Source organism: Kitasatospora sp. NPDC091335, assembly GCF_044757205.1.
In the GTDB taxonomy this organism is placed as follows: domain Bacteria; phylum Actinomycetota; class Actinomycetes; order Streptomycetales; family Streptomycetaceae; genus Kitasatospora.
Window position 1 is genome coordinate 133,509 of record NZ_JBIVUM010000005.1, and the last position, 24,996, is coordinate 158,504.

At 77.1% G+C, this 24,996-nt stretch carries 12 protein-coding genes; 10 read left to right on the forward strand and 2 right to left on the reverse strand.

Features of this window, described 5'->3' with window-relative positions; all coding sequences use genetic code 11:
- The first annotated feature begins 47 nt into the window (after positions 1-47).
- The 6 genes from eccCa to ACIQOW_RS14340 all read left to right on the forward strand — a co-directional run bounded on the left by eccCa (position 48) and on the right by ACIQOW_RS14340 (position 13,336).
- Positions 48-4,013 carry a type VII secretion protein EccCa gene (eccCa, locus tag ACIQOW_RS14315; protein ID WP_401083954.1) on the forward strand — a complete coding sequence of 1,322 codons (3,966 nt, stop codon included), beginning with the start codon at positions 48-50 and terminating at the stop codon, positions 4,011-4,013.
- Positions 4,010-6,448: a hypothetical protein gene (locus ACIQOW_RS14320; protein WP_401083956.1), complete on the forward strand. Its 2,439-nt coding sequence runs from the start codon at positions 4,010-4,012 to the stop codon at positions 6,446-6,448. Before eccCa ends, ACIQOW_RS14320 begins: the two co-directional genes overlap by 4 nt.
- A gap of 127 nt (positions 6,449-6,575) precedes the next feature.
- On the forward strand, positions 6,576-7,013 hold the full coding sequence (locus ACIQOW_RS14325; RefSeq protein WP_401083958.1) for a hypothetical protein: 438 nt from the start codon (positions 6,576-6,578) through the stop codon (positions 7,011-7,013).
- 79 nt (positions 7,014-7,092) lie between these two features.
- The gene (locus ACIQOW_RS14330) at positions 7,093-8,634 is read left to right on the forward strand and encodes a hypothetical protein (RefSeq protein WP_401083960.1); all 1,542 of its coding nucleotides are present in this window, start codon (positions 7,093-7,095) and stop codon (positions 8,632-8,634) included.
- 77 nt (positions 8,635-8,711) lie between these two features.
- Complete coding sequence (locus ACIQOW_RS14335; RefSeq protein WP_401083962.1) at positions 8,712-12,077, forward strand: right-handed parallel beta-helix repeat-containing protein; 3,366 nt, start codon at positions 8,712-8,714, stop codon at positions 12,075-12,077.
- On the forward strand, positions 12,074-13,336 hold the full coding sequence (locus ACIQOW_RS14340; RefSeq protein WP_401083964.1) for a S8 family serine peptidase: 1,263 nt from the start codon (positions 12,074-12,076) through the stop codon (positions 13,334-13,336). Before ACIQOW_RS14335 ends, ACIQOW_RS14340 begins: the two co-directional genes overlap by 4 nt.
- A 379-nt stretch (positions 13,337-13,715) precedes the next feature.
- Here ACIQOW_RS14340 and ACIQOW_RS14345 read toward each other — a convergent pair whose 3' ends face one another.
- The gene (locus tag ACIQOW_RS14345; RefSeq protein WP_401083966.1) at positions 13,716-14,702 is read right to left on the reverse strand and encodes a hypothetical protein; all 987 of its coding nucleotides are present in this window, start codon (positions 14,700-14,702) and stop codon (positions 13,716-13,718) included.
- Between the two features lie 300 nt (positions 14,703-15,002).
- On the opposite strand from ACIQOW_RS14345, the gene ACIQOW_RS14350 reads away from it, so the two are divergent.
- Together ACIQOW_RS14350 and ACIQOW_RS14355 are read left to right on the forward strand one after the other, a co-directional pair.
- Positions 15,003-15,353: a hypothetical protein gene (locus ACIQOW_RS14350; RefSeq protein WP_401083968.1), complete on the forward strand. Its 351-nt coding sequence runs from the start codon at positions 15,003-15,005 to the stop codon at positions 15,351-15,353.
- Positions 15,354-15,636: 283 nt separating this feature from the next.
- The gene (locus tag ACIQOW_RS14355) at positions 15,637-16,275 is read left to right on the forward strand and encodes a sigma-70 family RNA polymerase sigma factor (RefSeq protein WP_401083970.1); all 639 of its coding nucleotides are present in this window, start codon (positions 15,637-15,639) and stop codon (positions 16,273-16,275) included.
- 100 nt (positions 16,276-16,375) lie between these two features.
- On the opposite strand, the gene ACIQOW_RS14360 is transcribed toward ACIQOW_RS14355, so the two are convergent.
- Entirely contained in the window at positions 16,376-19,264 is a 2,889-nt protein-coding gene (locus tag ACIQOW_RS14360) for a BTAD domain-containing putative transcriptional regulator (RefSeq protein WP_401083972.1), read from the reverse strand.
- A gap of 358 nt (positions 19,265-19,622) precedes the next feature.
- On the opposite strand from ACIQOW_RS14360, the gene ACIQOW_RS14365 reads away from it, so the two are divergent.
- Positions 19,623-22,253: a BTAD domain-containing putative transcriptional regulator gene (locus tag ACIQOW_RS14365; protein WP_401083974.1), complete on the forward strand. Its 2,631-nt coding sequence runs from the start codon at positions 19,623-19,625 to the stop codon at positions 22,251-22,253.
- Between the two features lie 366 nt (positions 22,254-22,619).
- Positions 22,620-24,968 carry an ATP-binding protein gene (locus tag ACIQOW_RS14370; RefSeq protein ID WP_401083976.1) on the forward strand — a complete coding sequence of 783 codons (2,349 nt, stop codon included), beginning with the start codon at positions 22,620-22,622 and terminating at the stop codon, positions 24,966-24,968.
- Positions 24,969-24,996: the final 28 nt, after the last annotated feature.

Genomic DNA, 24,996 nt, shown 5'->3' on the forward strand with positions numbered 1-24,996 from the left:
CGAGCAGCCCGGGGCCGTGAGCAGCCCGTTGCAGTGAGGAGCCCTGAGTGAGCGTGGAGCTGATCAACCGGACGCCCCGGCGTCCGGGGCCCGAGATGCCGGACGGTGAGGTCCAGCTCCAGGAGCCGCCGGGCCTGCCGGAGAAGCAGGGCGGCATGGCCAGTGTGATCAGCATGGCCCCGATGGCGCTCGGCTCGCTGTCGATGGTGTTCATGTTCCTGCACCCCGGCGGTGGCGAGGGCAGTGGCGGCATGCTCAGCTACGTCGCGATGGGCATGATGGCGCTGTCCGCCGTCGGCATGCTGGTCACCCAGCTGATCCGCGGCTCCAGCGACCGCAAGCAGCAGCTGCGCGCCGAGCGACGCGACTACCTGCGCTACCTCTCCCAGATGCGCCGTCAGGTGCGCCGCTCGATCGACGCCCAGCGCCGGGCCCTGGCCTGGCGGCACCCGGCCCCGGCCGAACTGGGCTCGCTGGTCGGCACCACCCGGCTGTGGGAGCGGCGGGCCGCCCACCCGGACTTCAGCGACGTCCGGATCGCGCAGGGCGCCCAGCGCCTGGCCACCCCGCTCGCACCGCTGGCCACCAAGCCGGTCGAGGACCTGGAGCCGCTCTGCGCCCACGCGCTGCGCCGCTTCATCCACGCCTACGGCACGCTCGCCGACCAGCCGATGGCGATCCACCTGCGCGGCTTCGCCCACCTGCTGCTGCGCTCCGACGACCCCGGGGCCGCCCGCGCGCTGGTCCGGGCGGTGCTGGCCCAGCTCGCCGTCGTGCACGGCCCGGACGAGCTGCGCATCGCCGTCGTCACCGACCCGGAGCGGCGGGCCGAGTGGGAATGGGCCAAGTGGCTGCCGCACGCCCTGCACCCGACCGACACCGACGGCGCCGGCCCGGTCCGGCTGGTCGCCGGCAGCCTCGGCGAGGTCGAGCAGCTGCTCGGCGAGGAGTTCACCGGCCGCCCCGGCTTCGAGCCGGACGCCGTGCCCGACCGGGACGAGCCGTTCACCGTCCTGGTCCTGGACGGCCCCGGCGCGCACACCGGCAGCCGCGCCGCGCTGACCGGCTACCGGAACGCCGTCCTGATCGACCTCTCCGACTCCCTGGAGTGGCGCCCGGCCCGCACCACCCTGCGGCTGCGGATAGAGGACGGCCGGCTCACCATGGTCGGCGCCGACCGCAACCGCAAGGACGTGGCCACCGACCTCGGCCGGCCCGACGCGCTCGGCCTGCCCGCGGTGACCCGGCTCGCCGCCAGGCTCGCCCGCTACCGGATCGCCGACGGCGTCGACGCCGCCGAACCGCTCGCCACCGACTTCGACCTCACCGCCCTGCTCGGCATCCCCGACCTGCACGCCCACGACGTCGAGGGGATGTGGGCCCAGCGCGGCATCCCGCAGCGGCTGCGCGTCCCGCTCGGCCTCGGCCCGGACGGCCGGCCCGTCGACCTGGACCTCAAGGAGTCCGCCCAGGGCGGCATGGGCCCGCACGGCATGCTGATCGGCGCCACCGGCTCCGGCAAGTCCGAGCTGCTGCGCACCCTGGTGCTGGCGCTCGCCGTGACCCACTCCTCCGAGGTGCTCAACTTCGTCCTGGTCGACTTCAAGGGCGGTGCCACCTTCCTCGGCCTGGACACCCTGCCGCACACCTCCGCGGTGATCACCAACCTGGCCGACGAGGCCGCCCTGGTCGACCGGATGCGCGACGCCCTGCACGGCGAACTCGTCCGCCGCCAGGAGGTGCTGCGCGACGCCGGGTACGCCTCGCTGCTGGACTACGAGACCGCGCGCGCCGCCGGCACCGCGCTGCGCCCGCTGCCCACGCTCTTCGTGGTGGTCGACGAGTTCAGCGAACTGCTGTCAGCGCACCGGGACTTCATGGAGCTGTTCGTGATGATCGGCCGGCTCGGCCGCTCGCTCGGCGTGCACCTGCTGCTGGCCTCGCAGCGGCTCGACGAGGGCCGGATGAGCGCGCTGGAGTCCCACCTGTCCTACCGGATCGGCCTGCGGACCTTCTCCGCCATGGAGAGCCGCGGCGTGCTCGGCGTCCCGGACGCCTACCAGCTGCCCTCCCAGCCCGGCAACGGCTTCCTGCGCAGCGACATCTCCACCCTCACCCGGTTCAAGGCCGCCTACGTCTCCGGCCCGTACCGCCCCAAGCGCCGCGCCGCCCAGCAGGCCGCCATCGCCGGGCAGGTCGTCGCGTACGGCACCGACTACGTGGTGCCCAGGCAGCGGCCGGTGGCGGAGACCGGGGCCGAGGAGGAGCAGACCGCGGCCGGCTCGCTGCTGGAGGTCGCGGCCGGCCGGCTGCGCGACGCCGGGCCGCCCGCCCACCGGGTCTGGCTGCCGCCGCTGGGCGTCCCGCCGACCCTCGACGAGCTGCTGCCGCCGCTCGTCCCGCACCCCGAGCGCGGCCTCACCACCGAGGACGCGGCCGGGCACGGCGCCCTCGCCCTGCCGGTCGGCGTGGTCGACCGCCCGTTCAACCAGCTGCGCGACCTGCTCACCGCCGACCTCTCCGGCGCCGGCGGCCACGTCGGCATCGCCGGGGCCCCGCAGAGCGGCAAGAGCACCCTGCTGCGCACCCTGATCACCGGCCTGGCGCTGACCCACACCCCGCGCGAGGTCCAGTTCTACTGCCTGGACTTCGGCGGTGGCACGCTCTCCACGCTGCGCGCCCTGCCGCACGTCGGCGGGGTCACCGGCCGGCACGACGGCGAGCGGGTGCTGCGGACCGTGGCCGAGGTCAACGGGATCATCACCCGCCGCGAGCAGTACTTCGCCGAGCTGGGCATCGACTCCATCGCGTCCTTCCGGCGCCGCCGCGCCGCGGGCGAGCTGCCCGACGAGCCGCACGGCGACGTCTTCCTGGTGGTCGACGGCTGGAACACCCTGCGCCAGGAGTTCAACGACCTCGTCCAGCCGCTCACCCTGATGTCCCAGCGCGGCCTCAACTACGGCGTCCACCTGGTCATCGGCACCACCCGCTGGGGCGAGATCACCGGCGGCCTGCGCGACCAGCTGCAGACCCGCTTCGAGCTGCGCCTGGGCGACTCCGTCGACTCCATGATCAACATGCGGGCCGCCGCCAAGGTGCCCAAGCTGCCCGGCCGAGGCCTCACCGACGAGCAGTTGCACTTCCTCTCCGCGCTGCCCAGGATCGACGGCTCCGGGAGCACCGACGACCTCGGCGAGGGCGTCGCCGACCTGGTCGACGCCGTCGCCGCGCACTGGACCGGGCCGCGCGCTCCTGAGGTGCGGATGCTGCCGCTCACCCTGGACGCCGCCGGGCTGCCCGCCCCCACGGGCCGGCTGCGGGTGCCGATCGGCCTGGAGGACACCGAGGTCGCGCCGCTGTGGCACGACTTCGAGGAGAGCCCGCACCTGCTGGTGGTCGGCGACAGCGAGTCGGGCAAGACGAACCTGCTGCGGCTGATGATCAAGGCCATCACCACCGCCTACACCCCGGCCGAGGCCAGGATCATGCTGGTCGACTACCGGCGCGGCCTCTACGACGCGGTGCCGGAGGAGTACCGGCTCGGCTACGCCGTGGCCGTCGACAAGCTCCGCCAGATCGTCGACGGGGCCTCTCGGGCGATGAAGAACCGCATCCCGCCCGCCGACATCGCACCCTCCCGGCTCAGGGAACGCGACTGGTGGACGGGGCCCGAGCTGTTCATCCTCGTCGACGACTACGACCTGGTCGGCCCGGGCAGCGGCAGCCACCCCTTCGCCGCGCTGCTGGAGGACCTGGCGCAGGGCGCCGAGATCGGCCTCCACCTGGTCGTCGCCCGCGGCGCCAACGGCATCGGGCGGGCGCTCGGCGACCCGCTGGTGCGCAAGCTCCAGGAGGTCAACTCGCCCGCGCTGCTGATGTCCTGCCCGCCGTCGGAGGGCTTCCTGTTCGGCAACATCCGGCCCCGGGTGCTGCCGACCGGGCGCGGGCTGTACATCACCCGGCGGCGGACGGTGCAGGTGCAGACCGGGCACCTGGTGGAGGTCGAGCAGTGACGGCGACCACGGAGGGTCCGGGAACGGTGAACGCCTCGACGCTGCGGGCGCTCGGCCCGCACTACGTGATCGCGCCGCCCGGCGCGGAGGCGGACGGACTGGCCGAGGCGCTGGCGCCGGTGCGGGCCGAGCCGCGGGCGCTGCTGCTGCTCGCGGCCGCGGCGGACGCGGCGCCCGTCCTGCTCGCCTCGCTGGACGAACTCGCCGGGGCGGCGCGCGAGCGCGGCGCCGAGGTGCTGGTGCTGGCCGCCTCCGGGCTGGCGGCGCTCGGCCCGGACGGCCGGCGGCCCGCCGAACTGCTCGCCAGGCGCTGCGGGTTGACGGTCGTCGCACCGGACGCGGTGGTGAGCGTCGAGCCGGACGGCACCCTGCCGGCCGTGGACGGGACGTGGTGGCGCTGCCGGCCGGGCGGGGGAGCGGAACCGCTCGGCGGCCGCTGGCCCGCCGCCGCGACCGTCACCCCGCTGCGCGGCGGGGCCCACTGGATCACCGAGACGGTGGCCGGGCCGGTCAGGCCCGCCGTGCTGGACCGGGCGGTCGCGCCACCGGACGGACTGCTGCTGATCCTCGGCGGTCCGGCGGGACCGCTGCCCAGTGCCGTCCAACTGGCCAACGCCGCGGCGCTGTTGCAGGACACGACCGGGCGGCGGGAGCGCCTGACGGTGAGCGCGCCGTGGGCCGCTCCGGTCGAACTCATCGAGCTGGCGGCAGTGCTGGCGGCCTCGCTCGGCCAGGAGGTGCGGGCGGCGATCGGCGTGCCGGTGGGCGCGGCGGGGGCGTCCGGGTTCGGCGCGCGGCACGTCCAGCCCGCGCCGGACGGGGGCGAGGGCTGGGAACCGTACCTCACCGAGCTGGTGGCCCGCCCGAGCGAGCGCACCGTCACCGCCGTCGGCTGGCGCACCCGCCCCGACCTGCCCGCGGCGCCGGGGACGGCGCGCTACCCGGCCTTCCCCGGCTGGGAGCTGGAGGCGGTGGCGGCCGGGCTGTGGCTCCGCCCCGCCGGCGCCTCCGACCGCGGCCCCCGGCTGCGCAGGCCGGACCCGGCGCAGCCGGTGCTGGTCGTGGGCGCGCCGGGCCGGCCGGTACCGGAGACGCTCTGGGACCACCTCGGTGCGGTGCTGGGCTCGGTCCCGCCGGGCCCGGCCCGGCTCGCGCTCGCGGTGGCGGGGGCGCTGGACATCGGGTCGGCGGCGGTGGGGCGGTTCTGCGCGCGGCTGTACGGACTGGACTGGGTCGGGCCGGAGGCGGCCGGGGGTGCGGTCGGGGTCGGTGCGGAGCCGTTGCCCGAGGTGGCGGTGAAGGCCGAGGCCGAGGTGGTCGTGGCGGCCGCGGTGGTGCCGGAGCCGGTGCCGGAGCCTGAGTCTGGGCCGGTGGCCGTACCTGACCCTGACCTTGACTTCGGGCCGGTGCCGGTGCCGGTGCCGGAGCCCGCTGTCACGGTGTCGACTTCGGGAGGGACGTTCGCGGAGGAGGCTCCCGAGGAAGCGGTCGAAGGAACAATATTGGCCCCTGAGGCCGCCGCCGAGAAGCCGGTGGCGGAGGAACCGGCTCCCGAAGCCCCGGCCGTCGCGTCCGCTCCGGAGCCCGAACCCGCTCCGGAACCCGCTCCGGAACCCGAGCCCGAACCGGGACCCGAGCCCGAGCCCGAACCCGAGCCCGCGGCGCCCGCCGTGACGCCCCCGGTGGTGGAGCCCGCGGAACCCGCGGAACCCGCCACCCCCGCCGCGGACCGCGCGGCCCTGGTCACCCAACTCGGCTCCGCCTACCAGCGCCTGGCCCGCCGGGCCGAGGACGTCGCCACCCGGCTGCCCGCCCTGCGCGCCCGGACGGAGGAGACCGACCCGAGGCCCGAACTGGTCGCCGTACTGCTGCACCACGGCGACTCCAGCCCCCTGGCCGACCGGGCCGAACTCCTCGCGGCGGCCCGGTCCGACGCGCCCGGCCGCTACGGCCCGTACCTGCGGTGCCTCGCCGCAGGACTGCGGCGGCTGCCCAGCCACTACGGCGGCGTGCTGGTCGCGGGCCCGGCGGAGGCGTGCGACCTCGCCGCGTACGCCCCGGGCACGGTGCTGTCCGAGCGGGCCCCGCTCACCGGTCTGGCGGCGCCGGGCGCGGACCTGGGGGAGGGCGTCGGGATCGAGTTCGCCATCTGGTCCGTCGGCGGCCGGCGCAGTTCGGCCTTCGGCGAACCGGGCGACCAGCCGACGGTGATCTTCGCCCCGGGCACGGAGTTCGAGGTGGTCGAGGTCGAGCCGGCGGACCCGGACGGGGGCCGCCCGGCCCGGGTGCTGCTCCATGAGATCGGCGGGGTCCGTCCCGGCCCAGACCGCCTGCGTACCTGGCTCGCCCGCCGCGACGCCGTCGCCCCCGCCGACCGCACCCGCCCCGCCGACCCCTCCCGTTACGTCCTGGCGCTCGGCGCCGGTCTCGTCTGAGCGGAAGGGCGGAAGGGCGGAAGGACGGCAAGACCGACGGACCGACGGGCGGGCCCGGTGAACCCCGAGGCGCCGTCCGCCCGTCGGACGGAGCGTAGGGATGTGACCGGCGGTGAGGAGTGCGGGGATGGCCGAGACGGTACGGAGCGGGTTCCGGCTCGCGGCGGTGTTCGACGTGGTGGATCCGGTGACCGGGCCCGGGTTCGCGGCGGACCGGCCGCGGCTGGCGGCGGGGGCGGAGCGCGAGGACGTCCTCCGGTACCTGCGGGCCGGGGCGGCGGTGCTGCTGACACCGATGCTGATGGACGACGTGGTCGACCCGGACCGGCGCGGCGTCGTGCCGATGGGCTTCCGTACCGACGGCCGGTGGATCTGGACCGACACGGTGGCGTACTACCTGGAGGAGTACGGGCTGGCACCCGACCCCGCCCTGCTCGCGCACGTGCGCGAGCAGGGCGACGGCCCGTGGGCGGAGCCGCCGGCGGAGGTGCTGGAGCTGGCGGTGTCCTTCGTGCTGACCCCGCCGGAGGCGGTCGAGGAACCCGTCTGGACGGTCGGCTCCTGAACTGCGCCGATCCGGCTGAACCGGTTCGGCCACGCCGTCCGTACCTCCCCACGGGAGTGTCGTCGAGCGCAGGGGATGCATGGTGGGCGAGGAACAGCGCGGCGAGCCGGGCCGGAGGCCGGGCGGCTTCCGGCTCCCGGCGGTGAACTGGGCGATGGCGGCCGAGGCGGACGCCGGGGAGCAGGAGGCGGAGTCCGCGAGCGCCGCGACCGCGGTGCTGCCCGCACCGGCGGGCGCCGGGACCGCGAGCGCCACGCCGACCGGGGCGCGGACCGCCGCGACCACCGGGGCCGGCGCCGGTGCCGCCGCGACCACCGGGGCCGGGGCCAAGTCTGAGGCCGGGGCCGAGCCGGAGAACGCGTCCACGACCGGGCCCGCGAGTCCGGCCGCGCCCACCGCTCCCGCCGCGCCCCGGGCCGCCACGACGGCTCCGGCCGCGCCCGCCGCACCCGAGGCCGTGGCGCTCGCCGCCGTCGAGGCCACCGAGCCGGTCGGCGAGGGCGCCGCGGACCCCGGGCCGCGCCCCGGCAAGGTCTCCCGCCCGATGATCGCCGCGGCCGTCGCCGTCGGCCTGGTCCTGGTCGGCACCTCCGTGGTGGTGACCCAGCTCGGCGGCAACGACCCCAAGCACGGGCCCGCCCAGGCCGACGCCCCGCCCGGCTACGGACAGAGCGGCGGGGACGGCGGCAACGGCTTCGTCCCCGGCTTCGACGAGCACGGCGGCAGCACCGACCCCGCGGGCCCCCCGCCCGAGGGGCAGCCGGGCGCGGCGGTCCCGCTGCCCGTGACGTCGGCCTCGGCGGCGCCGGGCGACCAGCCCGCGTCGGCCCCGAACGGCGCGGGTGGCGCCGGCGGGTCCGGCGGGTCCGGTGGTGGCGGCGGAGGCGAGGCCGCCAAGCCCGGCGCGGCCAACCCCGCGCCGGCGAACGGGAGTTCCACCGGCGGGGCGGCCCGGTCCCAGGGCGGTTCGAGCGCCGCCACGGGCGGCTCGGGCAGCGCGGGCGGTTCCGGCGGGGCCAACCCGGCCCCCAACCCGCCCGTGCCGAACCAGCCCGCCCCCAACCCGCCCGTGCCGAACCAGCCGGCGCCCCAGCAGACCACGCCCGCGGCCGCCAAGCCGCCCGCACCGGTCATCGCGGTCGCCGGCCCGTACTGCAAGCCCGGCGGCGTGTACAAGGCCAACGGCTGGTTCGACCAGGGCGACAAGGGCTGGCGCAACAACTCCGGCGGCTACAGCGGCGACGGCTGCAACGGCAGCTACGTCTCGATGCCGATGTCCGGCGACGCCAACAAGGACGACAACGGCAACTCGGTGGTCTGGACCTTCACCCTGGACAAGGTCAGCAGCTGCACCCTGTCCGTCTACATCCCGTCCAGCGGCGACGTGAAGCAGGTCGGCGGCAGCCCGAGCTACTACACGGTGCAGAGCGGCGGCGGCCAGGTCGGCTCCTTCAGCATCAACCAGACCGCCAGCCGCGGCAGCTGGGTGAACCAGGGGCCCTTCTCCTACCGCGGCCCGATCTCGGTCACGCTGCACAGCCGCGGCCTGGACTGGTCGGGCGGCACCACGACCTTCGCCCACCACGCGGCCAGTGCCGTCCGCGCCACCTGCACGGCCTGACCCCGTCCGGCCCACCAAACCGCCGGCCCACCGAACCACCGAACCTCAACGCCCCACGACGAAGGGAACCCCAGGCAATGTCGCGCCCGGTGCTGACGGTCTGCGCGGAGCAGCGGGAGCCCGGCTCCTACCGCACGATCGGCGAAGCCCTCCAGGCAGCCCGCAGTGGCGCGGTGATCTCGGTCCGCCCCGGCCGGTACGACGAGAACCTGGTGCTCACCAAGGTGGTGAGCATCACCGCGGAGGACGTCAGGGGCAGCGTGCGGATCAGCCCCCGCCGCGGTTCGGTGGTCCAGGTGCTCACCGAGGCCGTCCAGCTCACCGGCCTGGTGCTCCAGGGGCAGGACGACGACCTGCCCGCCGTGGACGTCCCGCGCGGCCAGCTCGCCATGCAGGACTGCGAGGTGATCGGCAACGCGTGGACCGCCGTGCTCACCCGCCAGCAGGGCGAACTCGCCATGCGCGGAAGCCGGGTGACCAACCCGGCCGGCGCCGGACTGGTGGAGACCTCCACCGGCACCAGCGTGATCGAGGACAGCGTCATCGAGCACCTGGGCACCTCGGCCGTGGTCATCGGTGAGCGGGCCAACCCGACCGTCCGGCGCTGCGTGCTGCGCGACGCGCGCGGCAACGGCCTGTGCGCCAACGGCGAGTCGCGCGGCGTGGTCGAGGACTGCGAGATCTCCGCCACCGACAAGCCCGCCGTCGCCCTGGAGGAGCAGAGCACCACACGGCTGCTGCGCACCGAGATCAGGGACAGCGCGCTCGGCGTCTTCGTCGGCTCCACCGCCCGGGTGGTGCTGGAGGACTGCACCGTCACCGCCGTGCGCGGCCACGGCTTCGTCCTCACCAACGGCACCGACCCGCTGCTGCGCCGCTGCCGCGCCGTCCGCCCCCAGGGCCACGGCCTGCACATCGCCGACCGGGCCCGGGGCACCCTGGAGGACTGCGAGGTCACCGCCCCCGCCAGGACCGGCATCCACGTCGGCGAGTCGGCCGGGCCCAGCCTGGTGCGGGCGGTGGTGCGCGACGCCGAGGCCGACGGCGTCGAACTCACCGGGGAGAGCGCCGCCGAGTTCGACCGGCTGGAGGTCCGCGACGCGGCCGGCGTCGGCATCGTGGTGCGCGAGGGCGCCAACCCGCTGCTGCGCCGCAGCACCGTCACCGCCGCCGGCGGCCACGGCATCGAGGTGCTGCACGACGGGCGCGGCCGGCTGGAGGACGTCACCGTCGTCGACGCCGGCAAGCACGGCGTGCGGATCGCCGACGGCGCCAACACCTACCTCGGCGGCAGCCTGGTGCGCGGCAGCGGATCCTGCGGGATCTCGGTCGGCGCCGAGGGCATCGCGACCCTGCGCGACGTCGAGTCCACCGACAACACCCTCGACGGCGCGAGCGTCGAACACGGCGGCGAGCTGACCGCCACCCGCACCCGGCTGCGGACCAACCGCCGGCACGGGCTGCACCTGCTGCCCGGCGCCCGTGCCACGCTGACCTCCTGCCAGCTCGGCGACAACACGGTGGACGGGCTGCGCTCCGAGACCACCGAGCCCGTCCGGCTCACCGACTGCGTGGCCGCCGAGAACCAGGGCGCCGGGCTGCGGCAGACCGAGCCCACCGACCGCCTCGCGGTGGAGAACCTGGACAGCCGGGACAACCGCTCGCCGGACGCCCACGGCGCGGCGGCCGTCGCCACCACCGAGCCCGGTGCCGCCCCCGCCGCCGACGGAGCGGACGCCCCGGCCGAGGGGACGGCGGGGTCCGGCGCCGCCCCGGCCGGGCCGCAGGGCCCGCAGGCCGTCCTCCAGACCCTGGTCGGGCTGCAGGGCGTCAAGGAGCAGGTCGCCACCCTGGTCAACCTCAACAAGCTGGCCCGCCGCCGCGAACAGGCCGGGCTGCCCGCCCTGCCGATGAGCCGGCACCTGGTCTTCGCCGGCCCGCCCGGCACCGGCAAGACCACCGTCGCCCGGCTCTACGGCGCGATCCTCGCCGAACTCGGCGTGCTGCGCAGCGGCCACCTGGTCGAGGTCGCCCGGGCCGACCTGGTCGCCTCGATCATCGGCGGGACGGCGCTCAAGACCACCGAGGTGGTCAAGGAGGCCCTCGGCGGGGTGCTGTTCATCGACGAGGCGTACACCCTGTCGGCCGGCTCCGGCGGCACCGGCCCGGACTTCGGCCGCGAGGCCATCGACACCCTGGTCAAGCTGATGGAGGACCACCGCGACGACCTGGTGGTGATCGTCGCCGGGTACGAGACCGAGATCCGCGAGTTCCTGGCCTCCAACCCGGGTCTGGCCTCCCGGTTCAGCCGCACCGTCGAGTTCGCCAACTACAGCGACGACGAGCTCACCACGATCGTCGGGCACGCCGCCGGCGGGCACGGCTACGAACTCGCCGAGGGCACCAGGGAGGCGCTCGCCGCGCACTTCGAGCGGATGCCCAAGGGCGCCGACTTCGGCAACGGCCGGGCGGCCCGCAAGGTGTTCGAGGAGATGGTCGACCGGCAGGCCTCCCGGCTCGCCGAACTGGAGCACTTCGACAACGAGGCCCTCACCAAGCTGCTGCCCGCCGACGTCGGCGAGCAGGCCGCCGCGGACGCCGCCGGCGAGGGCCGCGACGAGGAGCCGGGGCTGCTCGACCGGCTGCGCGCGATGGTCGGCCTGGCCGCCGCCAAGGAGCAGGTCGAGGACCTGGTCAACCTGACCAGGCAGACCCGGCGCCGGATCGAGGCCGGACTGCCCTCCGCCACCATCAGCCACCACCTGGTGTTCTCGGGCCCGCCCGGCACCGGCAAGACCACCGTGGCCCGGCTCTACGGCCGGCTCCTCGCGGAACTCGACGTGCTGCCCTCGGGACAGCTGATCGAGACCGCCCGCGCCGACCTCGTCGGCCGGTACATCGGGCACACCGCCCAGCTCACCAAGGACGCCTTCGAACGCGCCCGCGGCGGCGTGCTGTTCATCGACGAGGCGTACACCCTGACGCCCCGCAACGGCTCCGGCGGGGACTTCGGCCAGGAGGCGGTGGACACCCTGATGAAGCTGATGGAGGACCACCGCGACGAGGTCGTGGTGATCGTGGCCGGCTACCAGGAGGAGATGCGCGGCTTCCTCGCCTCCAACCCCGGCCTGGCCTCCCGGTTCTCCCGGGAGATCACCTTCGACCACTACGGGGACGAGGAACTGGTCACCATCGTCCGGGTGCAGGCCGAGACCGCCGGCTACACCTGCACCCCGGAGACCCTGGCCGCGCTCGGCACCCTGTTCGGCGCCGTCCCGCGCGACCGCTCCTTCGGCAACGGACGGTTCGCCCGGCAGGTGCTGGAGGCGATGATCACCCGGCAGGCGGGCCGGCTGTCCCGGCTGGACGTGGCGGACCTCGACGAGCTCAGCCTGCTGCTGCCGCAGGACATCCCGGTCGAGCGGATCGGCGGCCTCACGTGAGGACGGCGCCCCGGACCCGGACGGCGGCCGGGTCGCTGGCGGCGGGGGTGCTGGCGGTGGGGGTGCTGGCCACAGGACCGTTGTTCCCCGCGGGCGCCGCCGCGGCCGAGGCCCCGGACGCGCTGCCCGGCGTCAGCCAGCAGCGGCGCGACGCGAGCGGGCGGCCGGCCGGCTGCCTGCCGGCGTCCACCAAGGGCACCCAGCTCACCCCCTGGCCGCAGACCTTCCTGCGGCCCGACCGGGTCTGGCCGCTCAGCCGGGGCGAGGGCGTCACCGTCGCCGTGCTCGGCTCCGGAGTGAAGGACGGCGGCGGCCTGCTGACCGGCCGGCTCGACCTGGCCACGCTGCCCGGCGGCCCCGACTCCGCCCAGGACTGCGTCGGCCACGGCACCTTCCTGGCCGGCCTGATCGCCGCCGACCAGCGCGAGGGCGCGGGCTTCGCCGGCATCGCACCGCGCGCCCGGATCCTCGGCATCTCCGTCACCAACGACGCCGGGACGGCCTCCGCCGACCTGCTGGCCCAGGGCGTCACCACGGCCGCCGACCGGGGCGCGCGGGTCATCGCCGTCGGGGTCGCGCTGCCGAACGGCAGCGACGCGCTGGCCGCGGCGGTCCGGGCGGCGCGGGGCAAGGGCGCCCTCGTCGTCGCCCCGGCCGCCCCCGACACCACCCCCTCCGACGCCGGCCAGTCCGGCGGGAAGCCGGGCCCCGCCTACCCGGCGGCCTACCCCGAGGTGCTCGCCGTCCGCGACCTCGCCCCCGGCGGTGCGCTCCCGGAAGGCACCTCGGCCGTCCAGGTCGGCGGCCGGATCGACCTCGCGGCCCCGGGCGACGCCGTCACCGGCCCCGGCCCGGCCCCCGGCGGCTACTACACCGGCGCCGGCCCCAGCTTCGCCACCGCCTTCGTGGCCGGCACCGCCGCCCTCGTCCTGGGCTACCGCCCGGACCTGACCGTCGACCAGCTGACCCGGCGCCTGGAGACCACCGCCTACCGCAGCCCGAACGCGCAGTTCGGCCACGGCACCGTCGACCCGGTCGCGGCCGTCACCCGGCTCGCCGCCCCCACCGCCACCGCCTCGCCCACCCCGGCGGTCGCCCTCGCCATGCCCCCGGCCCCGGTCCCCGGTGACGCCGGCGGCCAGGCGGGCCTGGTCGCGCTGTCCTCGCTCGCCGTCATCGCCCTCGTGGCGGCGGCGGGTGCGGTGGCTCCGCGGGCCCGTGCCCGGGGCTGGCGCCCGGGGCGGGCGGAGGAGGGCTGACGGGACGTCGGCCTACCCCGGCGGCCGTTGCCGTCGTGTCCCGGCGTCCGTCCTGCCGGTGTGACCCCGGTGGGCGGTGCGGGCGTTGTCGTGCCGCCCTCGTTCGCGGTTGTCGCCTTCGTGGCGGCGGGGGGTGCGGTGGCTCCGCGGGCCCGTGCCCGGGGCCGGCGTCCGGGGCGGGCGGAGGAGGGCTGACGAGGTGTCGGACCGCCTCGGTGGCCGCTGCCGCCGTCCGCCCCGCCGGTTCCTCCGGTGCGGGCGTTGTCGTGCCGCCCTCGTTCCGCACGATGGTGCCGTGGCGCGGGTGTCCGCCGGAGTGAACCCCTTCGGTCCCGACGCGGCGGTGGGGCGGCTCCGGGCACCCGCCCGGGCACGACCGTCAGTGCGGGCGTCCGGCCATGGCGTCGCCGATGAGCGCGGCGAGTTCGAGGTAGTCGAGGCGGGCCCGGGGGCGGAGGGCGGCGGGGCCGGCGTGGGGGTGGGCGGGGAGGGTGAGGGCGCCGCGGCAGCGGGCGCGGAAGTGGGGGAGGAGATCGCGGTCGGCGACCGCGCGGGCGCTGGGCGGGGCGGGGGTGAAGACGGTCGTCGCCCCGCGGGCCAGGCCGTCGTGGCCGAGGGCGGTGAGGTGGTCGAGGAGGGCGTCGGTGTTGCGGGCGCCGGTGGCGGAGGCCTGCTCGCAGAGGACCAGCTGGTCGGCCTGCCCGGCGGCGGCGAGCTGCGTCCCGGCGTCGGCGCCGGTGGTGTCCGCGAGGATCACCGGGAAGTGGCCGCCGGCCGCGCCGAGGGCCTCGCGCAGGGCGGCCGGGTCCGGCGGTACGCACCGCAGCACGAGCCGGCCGCCGGTCCGGCACTCGCTTCCGGCGGGCCCGGTGGTGGAGAGGACGAGCACCGGGTCGGCCCGGTGCTCCGCGAGCAGGGCGCCGAGGACGCCGGCGACGCCGGTGGCGGGGGCGCCCAGGACGGCGATCCGGTGGCAGGCCCGCAGCGGCACCCGGACGCGGTCGAGCAGGCGCCGCCGCCGTGCCTCCCCACCGCCGGGGAGGGCGAGCCGGCGGCTGCGCGGGCTGTCCGCCCCCGGCTGCGGGGCGGTGGGGGCGGGAGGCGGTCCGGGAGCCGTCCGGGCGCCCTCGCCCCCGGCCGGCGGCACGGCCGGGGGCGAGGGCGGCCAGGGCGCCGCCGAGGGCGGTCCGACGGCCGGGGGCCGGGTGAACAGCTGTCGTTCGGGGGGCGGGATGAGGACGGTGCCGAGCGGGTCGAGCGGGTGCCGGGGCCGCAGGGTGACCGGCTCGGGCCAGGCGGCCGGCGAGTAGTCGGGCGCGGCCGGGGCGGCGGTGCCCGCGCCCGGTGTGCCGTCGGAGAAAGCCATCGGATGACCTCCCGGTCCGTGGTGCGCCGCACCGGTGCCTCCGGTCCGGCCCGTACAGCCGGGACTACGGGTGAAGCAACCCCTCCGGTTCAGTGAACCGCTGGTGGTGGAACGGCCGTTGAGCGGGGCAGGGCGCAGGTGGCACCCCTCGTCGGATCGGGAGGGGTCTCGTAGAAAAAACCCCCCGCTCGATCGGCTACCGATCGGTACCGTCGTTCGGTGGCACCCGGCGTTCGCCGGGTGCCGGCGAGGCCGAGAGGAGCGTGAAGTCCCGTGAACGGGACGGGGGAGGGATGCGGGATGGCTGCGGACGGGCGTGAGGCGCGCGAGTTCGTGGCATCCCTGGTGCGGACGGCGACGCCCAGCGCCGCCGGCCCGGCGGCGCTGGCGGTGCCCGAGGGGTCGGCCGTGGAGGTGATCGCCGTCGCCCGGCGGCTGGCGTTGCGGGCGGTGCCGGACGGCCGGTGGTGGCCGCGGCCGGAGCCGGAGCTGCTGGCCGTGGCGACGGCGCTGGTGGTGGACGAGCACCCGTCGGCGCCGGGCTGGTCGGCGGCGGAGCGGGAGCGGCTGGCGAGCTGGGTCGCGGTGCTGATCGAGCACCGGGGCGAGGACGGGGTGCAGGAGCTGTTCCTGGCGCTCACCGGGGGCTGACGCCCGCGGGCCGGACGGCGCCCGGCGGGGGGCCGGGCGCCGTCCGGCCGAGGGCACGGCGCCGCAGGTCACGGCCGCTAACGACCGGCTAACGGTGGCCGGCGACCGCCAACGGCGGCACCTGACGCCGGGGCGGGTGCCCGCGACGGGGGCGTTGGCCGATCCTTGGCGCGGACTTGGCGGCCTCCGGCAGTGTGCGGTTGCGGCCCCCGGGAACGTCCGGCGGGTTGCCCAGCATGCCGTGCCCGTGCTGTGCCCCCCTGCCCGACCTGAGAGGTAGCACGTGTCGAAGCCGTCCGACGCCCAGCCCACGTCCGTCACCCAGCCGTCCGAGGGCTCCGCGGACGCACCGGCGGTCACCACCGCCCCGGCCCGTCCGACCCTCGACCCCGATGTGCTCGCCGAGATCCACCGGCTGCACGGCGGCTACCTGCTGCGGGCGCTGCTGCGGGCCACCGGCGGGGACCGCGGCAAGGCCGAGGACATCCTCCAGGAGACCCTGCTGCGTGCCTGGCAGCACCCCGAGGCCCTGGCGGCCGGGCCCGAGGCGAGCCGGCCGTGGCTGTTCACGGTCGCCCGGCGGATCGCGATCGACCACTACCGGATGGCCGCCGCCCGCGCCAAGGAGGTGATCGGTGAGCAGCTGGAGGACCGGCCGGTCTCCGACGACCCGTACGAGCAGGTGGTGGTGGCCCGGGACATCGCGCTGGCGCTGCGCCGGGTGCAGAAGCACCACCGCGAGGTGCTGGTCGAACTGCACCTGAAGGACCGTTCGGTGCTGGAGGCCTCGGCCCGGCTGGGGGTGCCGCCGGGGACGGTCAAGTCCCGCAACTTCTACGCGATCCGGGCGCTTCGTCCGGTGCTGGCGGCCGAGCACGGGTACGCGCCTGCGGAGCGCGGGGCGGCCTCGGCCGCCCGCTGAGCGCATGACCTGCTGAGCGCATGACCTGCTGAGCGCACGAACGGCTGGGCGCATGACCTGCTGAGCGCACGACCGGCGGTCCGGGGGCCGGCCGCCGGGTTCAGCCGGCCGTCGGCCTCCGGCCGGAGCGGAGGTCGAGCGACTCCTCCAGGCTGGTGGTGAACCCACTCAGGTAGCCCGCCTGCCGGTCGTGCGCGCGGAAGCGGTCCAGCGCCGTGCGCAGCCGGCCGCGCACCTCGGGCTCCCGGCCGCGGGCCAGCAGGTGGGCGGCGTAGGACTGTTCGGCGAGCGCGTGCAGGTACAGCAGGCCGGCCTCCTCGCACGCGGCGAGCAGCCGGTGCCAGACGAGGTCGGCCGCGTCGTCGCGGACGGTCGGCGCGAGGGCCTGCGCCTCGGTCAGCAGCGACCAGAGGTGGACCTGGGTGACCGGCGTGGCCGGCAGCAGCTCCCTGGCCTCGCGGGAGAGCTGCTGGGCGCCCTCCCGGTCGCCGACGGCCAGGCTCACCCAGCCCTGGTGGACCTTGGCGTCGACCAGCCGCCGGCGGTTGCCCGACTCCAGCGCGAGGGTGGTGGCGGAGGCCGCCAGCCGCTCGGCCTCGGCGGAGTGGCCGAGCATCGCGGTGACCAGCGCCAGGGTGGCGAGCGCCCGGACCCGCGCGGACGCGGCCCGGGGCCCGGCCGCGGACTCGGCGGCGGCCACCGCCCTCCTGGCCGCCTCCGCGGACTCGCTCCGGCGCTCCAGCGCCACCAGCGCCTGTGCCCGGCAGTTGAGCAGCAGCGCGACCACGGCCGGGTCGCCGCACCGTTCGGCCGCCCGCTGCCCCAGCCGGGCGCAGCCGAGCCAGTCGGTGAAGCGGCTGGCGCCGTAGTAGAGCGAGCCGCAGGTCAGTGCGAGCCGCCAGGCGCGTTCCGGATCGGTGTCGACGGAGTCCGCGATCAGGGCGCTGATCGCGGGTTCCTCGGCGTCGAACCAGTCGAGCGCGGTGCGGATGTCGACGGCGGGGGGCAGGCCCTGCGCCGGTTGGGCGGGCACGCCGGCGGCCCCCTGACGGGTGGCCCCCCGGCCGGTGTCCTCGTCAGCGGTGTCCTCGGCGGCGGTGTCCTCCTGGCAGGGGTCGAGGAAGCGGCCGCAGTGCCGCAGGGCCGCGAGGTAGTGGTCGGACAGGCGCTCGCGGAGCAGCAGCCGGTGCGCTTCCGGCCGTTCGGCGAGCAGGCCGGCGCCGAACAGACGGACCAGGTCGGTCCGGGCGTGGCGGCCCGGCACGGTGCCGGTGAGCAGGTGGTGGGAGGCCAGTTCACCGAGCGCCCGGTGGGCGGTGGCGGTGTCGCTGCCCAGCAGCGCGGCGCTCGCCTGGGCGTCCACCTCGCGGCCCGGGTGGGCGGCCAGGGCGGTCAGCAGCTCGGCTGCGGTGTCGGGAAGTTGACGTCGCGTCAGGTCGAGCTGGGCCGCGACGGAGAGCGTGCCGTCGGCGTCCAGGACGGTCAGCCTGGTCCGCTCGTCGGCGAGTTGGGCGACCAGCCCGGCGATCGTCCGGTCCGGCCGGTCGGCCAGCCGGGCCGCGGCGATCCGCAGGGCGAGCGGCAGGTGGTCGCAGAGGGCCGCGAGCCGGGCGGTGGCCTCCGGTTCGGTACGCAGCCGCTCGGGTGGCAGGGCGCGGTCCAGCAGGTGCAGCGCGTCGTCCTCGGGCAGTGCGGCCAGGCACAGCAGCGCGGCCCCGGCCAGGGCCACCAGGCCCTCCAGCGAGCCCCGGCTGGTGACCACGGCGGTGGCGGCGGGCCCCGCGGGCAGCAGATCGGCGATCTGGTCGGCGTCGGCGGCGTCGTCCAGCAGCACCAGGAGCCGGCGGCCGCCGGTCCGTTCGCGGTAGAGCCCGGCCCGGGCGGAGCGCTCGGCAGGGATGCCGTCCCGCGGCACGCCGAGGGCGGTCAGGAAACCGGCCAGGACGGCCTCGGGCCGCGCCGGGCCGTCCGGGGCGAGGCCGTGCAGGTCGGCGTGGAGCACACCGTCCGGGTAGCGGTCGGCGACCCGGTGCGCCCAGGCGGTGACCAGCGAACTCTTGCCGACCCCGGCCGGGCCGACCACCAGCACCGGGCCGTCCCCGGCGCGGCCCGGTCCGCAGGCCCGGTCCAGGCGGGCCAGGTCGGTGACGCGGCCGACGAAGTCCGGATGCCGGCGGGGGAGCTGACGCGGCACCCGGTGCTGCTGCGGGGCGGGGCCCGGCGCCGGTACGGCGGCGGGCGGCTCCGGCGCACGGCCGTCGGTCAGCACCTCGGCGAGCGCGGCCCGCAGCGCGGGACCGGGGTGGATTCCCAGCTCCTCGTCCAGCCGCACCCGGGCCTGGTGGTAGGCGTTCAGGGCCTCCGCGGGCCGGCCCGCCTGGTGCAGGCAGCGGATCAGCATCGCCACCAGCTCCTCGCGCAGTCCGTCCACCCGCACGCCCTGCTCCAGCAGCGGTACGGCCGACGCCCCGGCGCCCTGGCCCAGCCGCAGCCCGGCCCAGCAGAGCAGGGCGGCGGTGCGGGACTGCCTCAGCCGGTCCACCGCTGCGGCGCGCAGCGGGGTGTCGGGCAGGTCGGCCAGCGCCTCGCCGCGCCACAGCCGCAGCGCCTCCTCCAGCTGGGCGACCGCCGCGGTGCGGTCGCCGAGGCCGGCCCGCTCCTCGGCCGTGCCGGTGAGCTCCTCGAAGCGCAGCGCGTCCACCTGGCCGGACGGCCCGGTCAGCAGGTAGCCGGCGTCCCGGGTGTGCAGCTCGAACGGGGTGCCGGCGAGCACCTTCCGCAGCGCGGCGACGTGCCCCTGCACCGCCGCCCTGGCACTGGCCGGCAGCTGTTCGTCCCACAGCAGCTCGCACAGCTGGTCCATGGAGACCAGGTGCCCCAGCCGCAGCGCGAGCAGCGCCAGCACCGCCCGCCGCTGCGCGCCCGCCACGCTCGCGAAGCCGTCCGCCCCGGCCCGCAACTCCACCGGCCCGAGCAGCCGAATCCGCACCAGTACCCCCCACCTCACCGCAATGCGCGCATCACACCCGAAGCGGCCACAACGGCCCTCGGGGTGGAGCAGTGTAGTGCGAGAACGTGTCCGGTCGGCATCGGACCGCCGCGCCCGCCCCAGGGTGCGTCCCGTGGACCTCCACCGGTCCGCGCGAGATCCACAGGACCCGCCCCCGGGTGGACGCCATCGGGGCGGGCCGAGGTTGCACGGGCGGGCGGACGGACCGGAACCTCGTGTCCCACCCGCGCGGTACGGTGCCCCCGGGACGGCCCGGAACCGGCACGAAGGGCCTGGTCGGCCCTATCCTCGTCCTCGAACGGCCGGGGATTCGCCGACGGGGGAGGAGGACGGTCGCGTGCGCATCGAGCTGCTCGGACCGGTGGTGGTGCGACGGGAGGACGGGACGGCGGTGACGCCCTCGGCCCCCAAGCGCCGGGCGCTGCTGAGCGCGCTCGCCGTCCAGCTGAACCGGACGGTGGCCACCGAGGAGCTGATCGAGCTGGTCTGGGAGGGCTGCGCTCCGCCCACCGCGCGGGCCGCCCTCCAGGGCCACGTCGCGGCGCTGCGCCAACTGCTGGACGGCCCCGGGCTGGAGCTCGGCACCCGGGGGTGCGGGTACCTGCTGGCCGGCGAGCCCGACCGGGTCGACGTGCTGCGCTTCGCCCGGCTCTGCGAGCAGGCGGGCGTGCTGCTCCCGGAGCCCGCCGCCCCGCAGCGGGCGGGCGCACCTGACCCTGCCCTGCCGCTGCTGCGCGACGCGCTGGACCTGTGGCGCGGCCCGGCGCTCGCCGACTGCGGCTCCGCCCTGCTGCGCGAGCGGACGCTCCCGTACCTGACCGACCTGCGGCTGCGCACCCTGGAGCGGCTGGCCGACGGCCTGCACCGGGCCGGCCGGGGCGGCGAGCTGGCCGCCGAACTCGCCGCGGCGGCCGACGCCCACCCCGCCCGGCAGGCGCTGGCCGCCCGGCTGGTGCGCTGTCTGGAGCAGGGCGGACGGAGCGCCGAGGCGCGGGAGCGCTACGAGCGCGCGGTGGCCGGGCTCAACGGGCCGCCCGGCCCCGAACTGCGCCGGGCCGGCGAGCAGTCCGGTGCCCCGGCCGCCGCCGCGGACCGCGGCTTCGTCGGCCGGAGCGCCGAACTCGTCCGGCTGGACCAGGCGTTGCCCGCCGCACGGGACGGCAGGCCGATCCTGGTCACCGGCCCTGCCGGGGCCGGCAAGACCAGCCTGGTCAGGCACTGGGTGGCCCGGTGCGGCGAGGCGTACTTCCCGGACGGCGTCCTCGGTGCCGAACTGCGCGGCTTCGACCCGGACGGGCCGCGCGAACCCGCCGACGTCCTCGGGGAGTTCCTCACCGCCCTCGGTGTCGCCCCGGACGCCCTGCCCGCCGACCCCGTGGACCGCGGCCGCCGCTACCGCGAGCTGGTCGCCGGCCGGCGGATGCTGGTGGTGCTCGACGACGCGGCCTCCTACGAGCAGCTCCTCCCGCTGCTGCCCGACCCGCCGGCCACCGACAGCGAACCCGCCCCGGTCGCGATCGTCACCAGTCGCAGCCGGCTGCGCCACCTGGTGGTCCGCACCGGCGGCATCCCGCTGCCGCTGGGCGCGCTCGGCCCCGACGAGGCCGCCGCCCTGCTCGCCCGCACCCTCGGCGCCGACCGCACGGCCGCCGAACCGGAGGCGGTCGCCGAACTCGCCGAGCGCTGCGACCGCCTGCCGCTCGCGCTGCGGCTGGCCGCCGCCCGGCTGGCGGCCAGGCCCGACTGGTCCCCGGCCGACCTCGCCGCCGACCTCGCCGACGAGCAGACCGGCCTGGCCGCGCTCTCCGGCTCCGGCACCGGCCGCGGCCCGCTCGGCCTCACCACCGAGCTGGACCGGACGTACCGCGCGCTGCCGCCCGCCGCCGCCCGGCTGTTCACCCTGCTCGGCCTGCACCCCGGCGCGGAGATCGACACCGACACCGCCGCCGCCCTCGCCGACCTCGGGCCCGCCGCCACCCGCTCCCTGCTGACCCGGCTGGACGCCGTCCACCTGCTGGAGGAGACCAGCCCCGGCCGCTACCTGCGGCGCGAGCTGGTCCGCCGCCACGCCGCGGCGCAGGCCGCCGAACTCACCTGCGACGAACGGTTCCTCGCGCTCGACCGGCTGATCGCCCACTACCTCGACGTCACCGCCGGCTGGACGGCCGAGGGCACGGCGGCCGACGGCGGCGTACGGGCGGGGGCCTGGTTCCGCCGTGAGGAGAGCGCCCTGCGCGCCGTCGTGGTCTGCGCCGAGCAGACGGGAAGGACCGCCGCTGCCTGGCGACTCGCCCACCGGGCGAGCCTGCTGTACGAGACCACCGGCCACGACCGGACGCACTGGCGGGCCGTGGTCGAGGCCGGGCTGAGCGCCGCGCACGCGGACCGGGACGAGACGGCGGTCGCCCGGCTCGCCACCGACCTCGCCGTCCTGCACGTCGACCGCGGGGCCCACCGCACCGCCGCCGACCGGCTGGAGCGCGCCGTCGCGGCAGCCGACCTGGCCGGCGACCCGGCGCTGCGCCACCACTGCCGCAGCCGGGTCGCCGCCGCGCTGCTGCGGGCCGGCCGGTACGAGCGGGCGGTGCCCATGCTCGGCGACCTGGTGGCCGCCGCCCGTACCCCGGCCACCGGCCATCTGCTGGTCCGCTCGCTCACCGGTCTCGCCGACGCGCTGGTGCTGGCCGGCGACCCCGGGCCGGCCCTGCGCCACGCCGACGAGGCGGTGCGCGCCGCCACCTCGCGGACCGGCGGCGCCGAGGCCGTCCTCGCCACTCTCAGCCGGGCCCGCGCCCTGCACGCCCTCGGCCGCCGGGACGCGGCGCTGTCCTCGGCCCGGCTCGCCGTCGCCCTCGGCCGTACCGTCGGCGACCCGGCCCTCGAAGTCCGCTGCCACGGCCTGCTCGCCGACCTGCTGGACGCCCTCGGCCGCACGACCGAGGGCGCGGAGGCGAGGCGGCCGGCGTGAGCGCCCGGCGGCGGGGCGCCTCCGCGCGGCCTCCCGGGCCTTGCGCCCGGCCCTGCGCCCGGACCCGTGCCCGGTCCTTGCGCCGAGCCTGCCCCGGGGTGCCGTTCCCCGGCCACCGATGGCGGAAAACCGCTGAACGACCAGCGGAACCACAGGCGGAACTAACGGCGGCCCGCCCGCCGCACAACCGCCCCGGCCCGCCGGTCCCACCCGCGCACAACCCTCCTGACCTGGGCGGATACCCTGGAGAGCGGCGGGCTAGGAGGAACTCCTCCGCCGGGGCATACTTCTGCCTTGGGCGATCCGCCGGAGGCGGCTCAGGCAGAAGTGCGGAACTGCGCAGGACCGAACGAGTGGGGGCGGGGCATGACGGCCGGGGGCGGCACGGGGACCGAGGCGAACGAGTTCAGCCTGCTGTTGGCAGGGCACCGGGTGGCGGCGGGCATGACCCAGGAGGAACTCGCCGCCGGCGCCGGGGTCAGCCTGCGCGCCCTCGGGGACATGGAGCGCGGCCGCACCCGGGGACCGCAGCGGCGCACCGTCCGGGCCCTGGCCGAGGCGCTCGGGCTGGACGGGCCGCAGGCCGAGGCGCTGGACCGGGCCGCACAGTCCGGACGCCCGCGCGGGGCGCGCCCGGGCCCGGCGCCCGCCGGGAACCCGGCCAGGCCGCGCCGGGCCGCCCCGCGCGACACCGACGCCCCGCCCGTCGCCCTCGCCGAGGCCGGCCAGAGCGCCCTCGCGTTGCCCCGGGACATCGCCGACTTCACCGCCCGGGAGGACGCCCTCGCCCTGCTCGCCCGGCTGGCCGAGGACGAGCGGCCCGCCCACCCGCGGGTGGTGCTGGTCAGCGGTCAGCCCGGCCTCGGCAAGACCTCCTTCGCCCTGCACGCCGCCCACGTCCTGGCCCCGGGCTTCCCGGACGGCCAGCTCTCCCTGGACCTCGGCGGGATGTCCGCGCAGCCGCTGCCCGCCAGGGACGCGCTCGGCCAGGTGCTGCGCGCCCTGGGCGTCGCCGACGCCGCGGTGCCCGCGGGGACGGAGGAGCGGGCCGGCCTCTACCGGGCGCTGGTCCGCGAGCGGCGACTCGTCCTGGTGCTGGACAACGCCGCCGACGAGAGCCAGGTGCGCCCGCTGCTGCCCGGTTCGGGCCCGGCCGTGACCATCGTGACCAGCCGCAACGTGCTGCCCGGCCTGGAGTCGGTGCACCGGCTGAGCCTGGACGTGCTCTCCCCGGCCGAGGCGGCCGGCCTGCTGGCCAGGATCGCCGGCCAGGAGCGGATCGGGGCGGCGCCCGACGCCACCGCCGAACTGGCCAGGCTCTGCGGCTACCTGCCGCTCGCGCTGCGGATCGCCGGGCAGCGGCTGGTCGCCCGCCCGCAGCAGCCGGTCGCCCACCTGGTGCGCCAGCTCGCCGCCGAGGAGAACCGGCTGGACCTGCTGGAGACCGGCGACCTGGCCGTCCGGCCGGCCTTCGAGCTGTCCTACCGGCGACTGCCCGCCGAGTCCCAACTCGTCCTCCGTCGCTGCGCGTTGACCGCTGGGCAGGACTTCACCGCGGAGATCGCCGCGGCCTACGCGGGCCGGCCGGAGGGCCGCACCGAGCTGGTGCTGGAGCAGCTCGTCGACGCCGGGCTGATGCAGCCGGCCACCCCGGACCGCTACCGCCTGCACGACCTGGTGCGGCTCTACGCGGGCGAGCGGCTGGCCGCCGACGAGACGGCCGAGGAACTGGCCGAGGCCCGCACCCGGGCCGGCCGCCGGATCCTCGGCCGGGCGGCGGGGTACGGGCTGCGGTTCGACCCGGACCACGCCGCGGACGGGACCGGCGCCGGCACCGGCGGCTCCGCGACCACGCACCTCACCGAGGCGGCCGCCTGGCTGGAGTACGAGCACCCGGAGTGGCTGGCCGCCCTGTACCAGGCGCAGCGGGCCGGCCGGTACCGCGAGGTGGTGGACACCGCCGAGGCGATGCACTGGTTCTCCGACCGGCTGCTGAGCTGGGGCATCTGGGCCGAGGTGTTCCAGCTCTCGGCGGACGCCGCCCGGATGATCGGGGACCGGCGGGTCGAGGCGGTGCACGTCAACTACCTGGCCTGGACCCACATCACCTGCCTGCACCGCTACCAGCGCGGGGTCGAACTGGCCACCGAGGGGCTGGAGCTGGCCCGCGCGGTGGGCGACCGGGAACAGCAGGGCTGGGCGCTCACCTACCTCGCCTCGGGCCTGCGCTACCTCCAGCGGTACCGCGAGGCGACCGACTCCTTCCACCGGGCGGCGGACGCCTTCGCCGAGGTCGACAACCGTTCGGCGATGATCGGCCGGCTGGTCACCCTGCGCGGCGCCGCCAACTGCCTGCGGGAGTCCGGCCGGGCGGAGGAGGCGGTGGAGTCGCGCCGACGGGCGCTGGCCGAGGCGCTGGAGCTGGTGGAGCGCTGGTCCTCGCCGCTGATCCACCTGCTGGCGGCCATGACGGCGCACGAACTCGGCCTGGACCGCGCGGCGTTGAAGCGCTGGCCGGCCGCCGAGCGGGCCTACAGGCAGGCCCTGGTGCACTTCGAGGAGGTGGGCCGGCCGGACAGCATGACCAAGACCCTGACCGAGCTGGGCACCGCGCTGATCGAGCAGGGCCGCGCCGAGGAGGCCCGCGAGCTGCTCACCGAGGCGCTCACCGACCTGAGCGCGGAGGGGCCGCGCTCGGCGGGCGCCAGGCACTGACCGGCGCCCGGACGGCATGTGTCCGGAA

Excerpts from the sequence above, each read along its gene's own strand:
- ACIQOW_RS14325 (WP_401083958.1), top strand. The coding sequence starts at position 6,576 with ATGGCCGAGACGGTACGGAGCGGGTTCCGGCTCGCGGCGGTGTTCGAC.
- ACIQOW_RS14330 (WP_401083960.1), top strand. The coding sequence starts at position 7,093 with ATGGTGGGCGAGGAACAGCGCGGCGAGCCGGGCCGGAGGCCGGGCGGC.
- ACIQOW_RS14335 (WP_401083962.1), top strand. The coding sequence starts at position 8,712 with ATGTCGCGCCCGGTGCTGACGGTCTGCGCGGAGCAGCGGGAGCCCGGC.
- ACIQOW_RS14345 (WP_401083966.1), bottom strand. The coding sequence starts at position 14,702 with ATGGCTTTCTCCGACGGCACACCGGGCGCGGGCACCGCCGCCCCGGCC.
- ACIQOW_RS14350 (WP_401083968.1), top strand. The coding sequence starts at position 15,003 with ATGGCTGCGGACGGGCGTGAGGCGCGCGAGTTCGTGGCATCCCTGGTG.
- ACIQOW_RS14370 (WP_401083976.1), top strand. The coding sequence starts at position 22,620 with ATGACGGCCGGGGGCGGCACGGGGACCGAGGCGAACGAGTTCAGCCTG.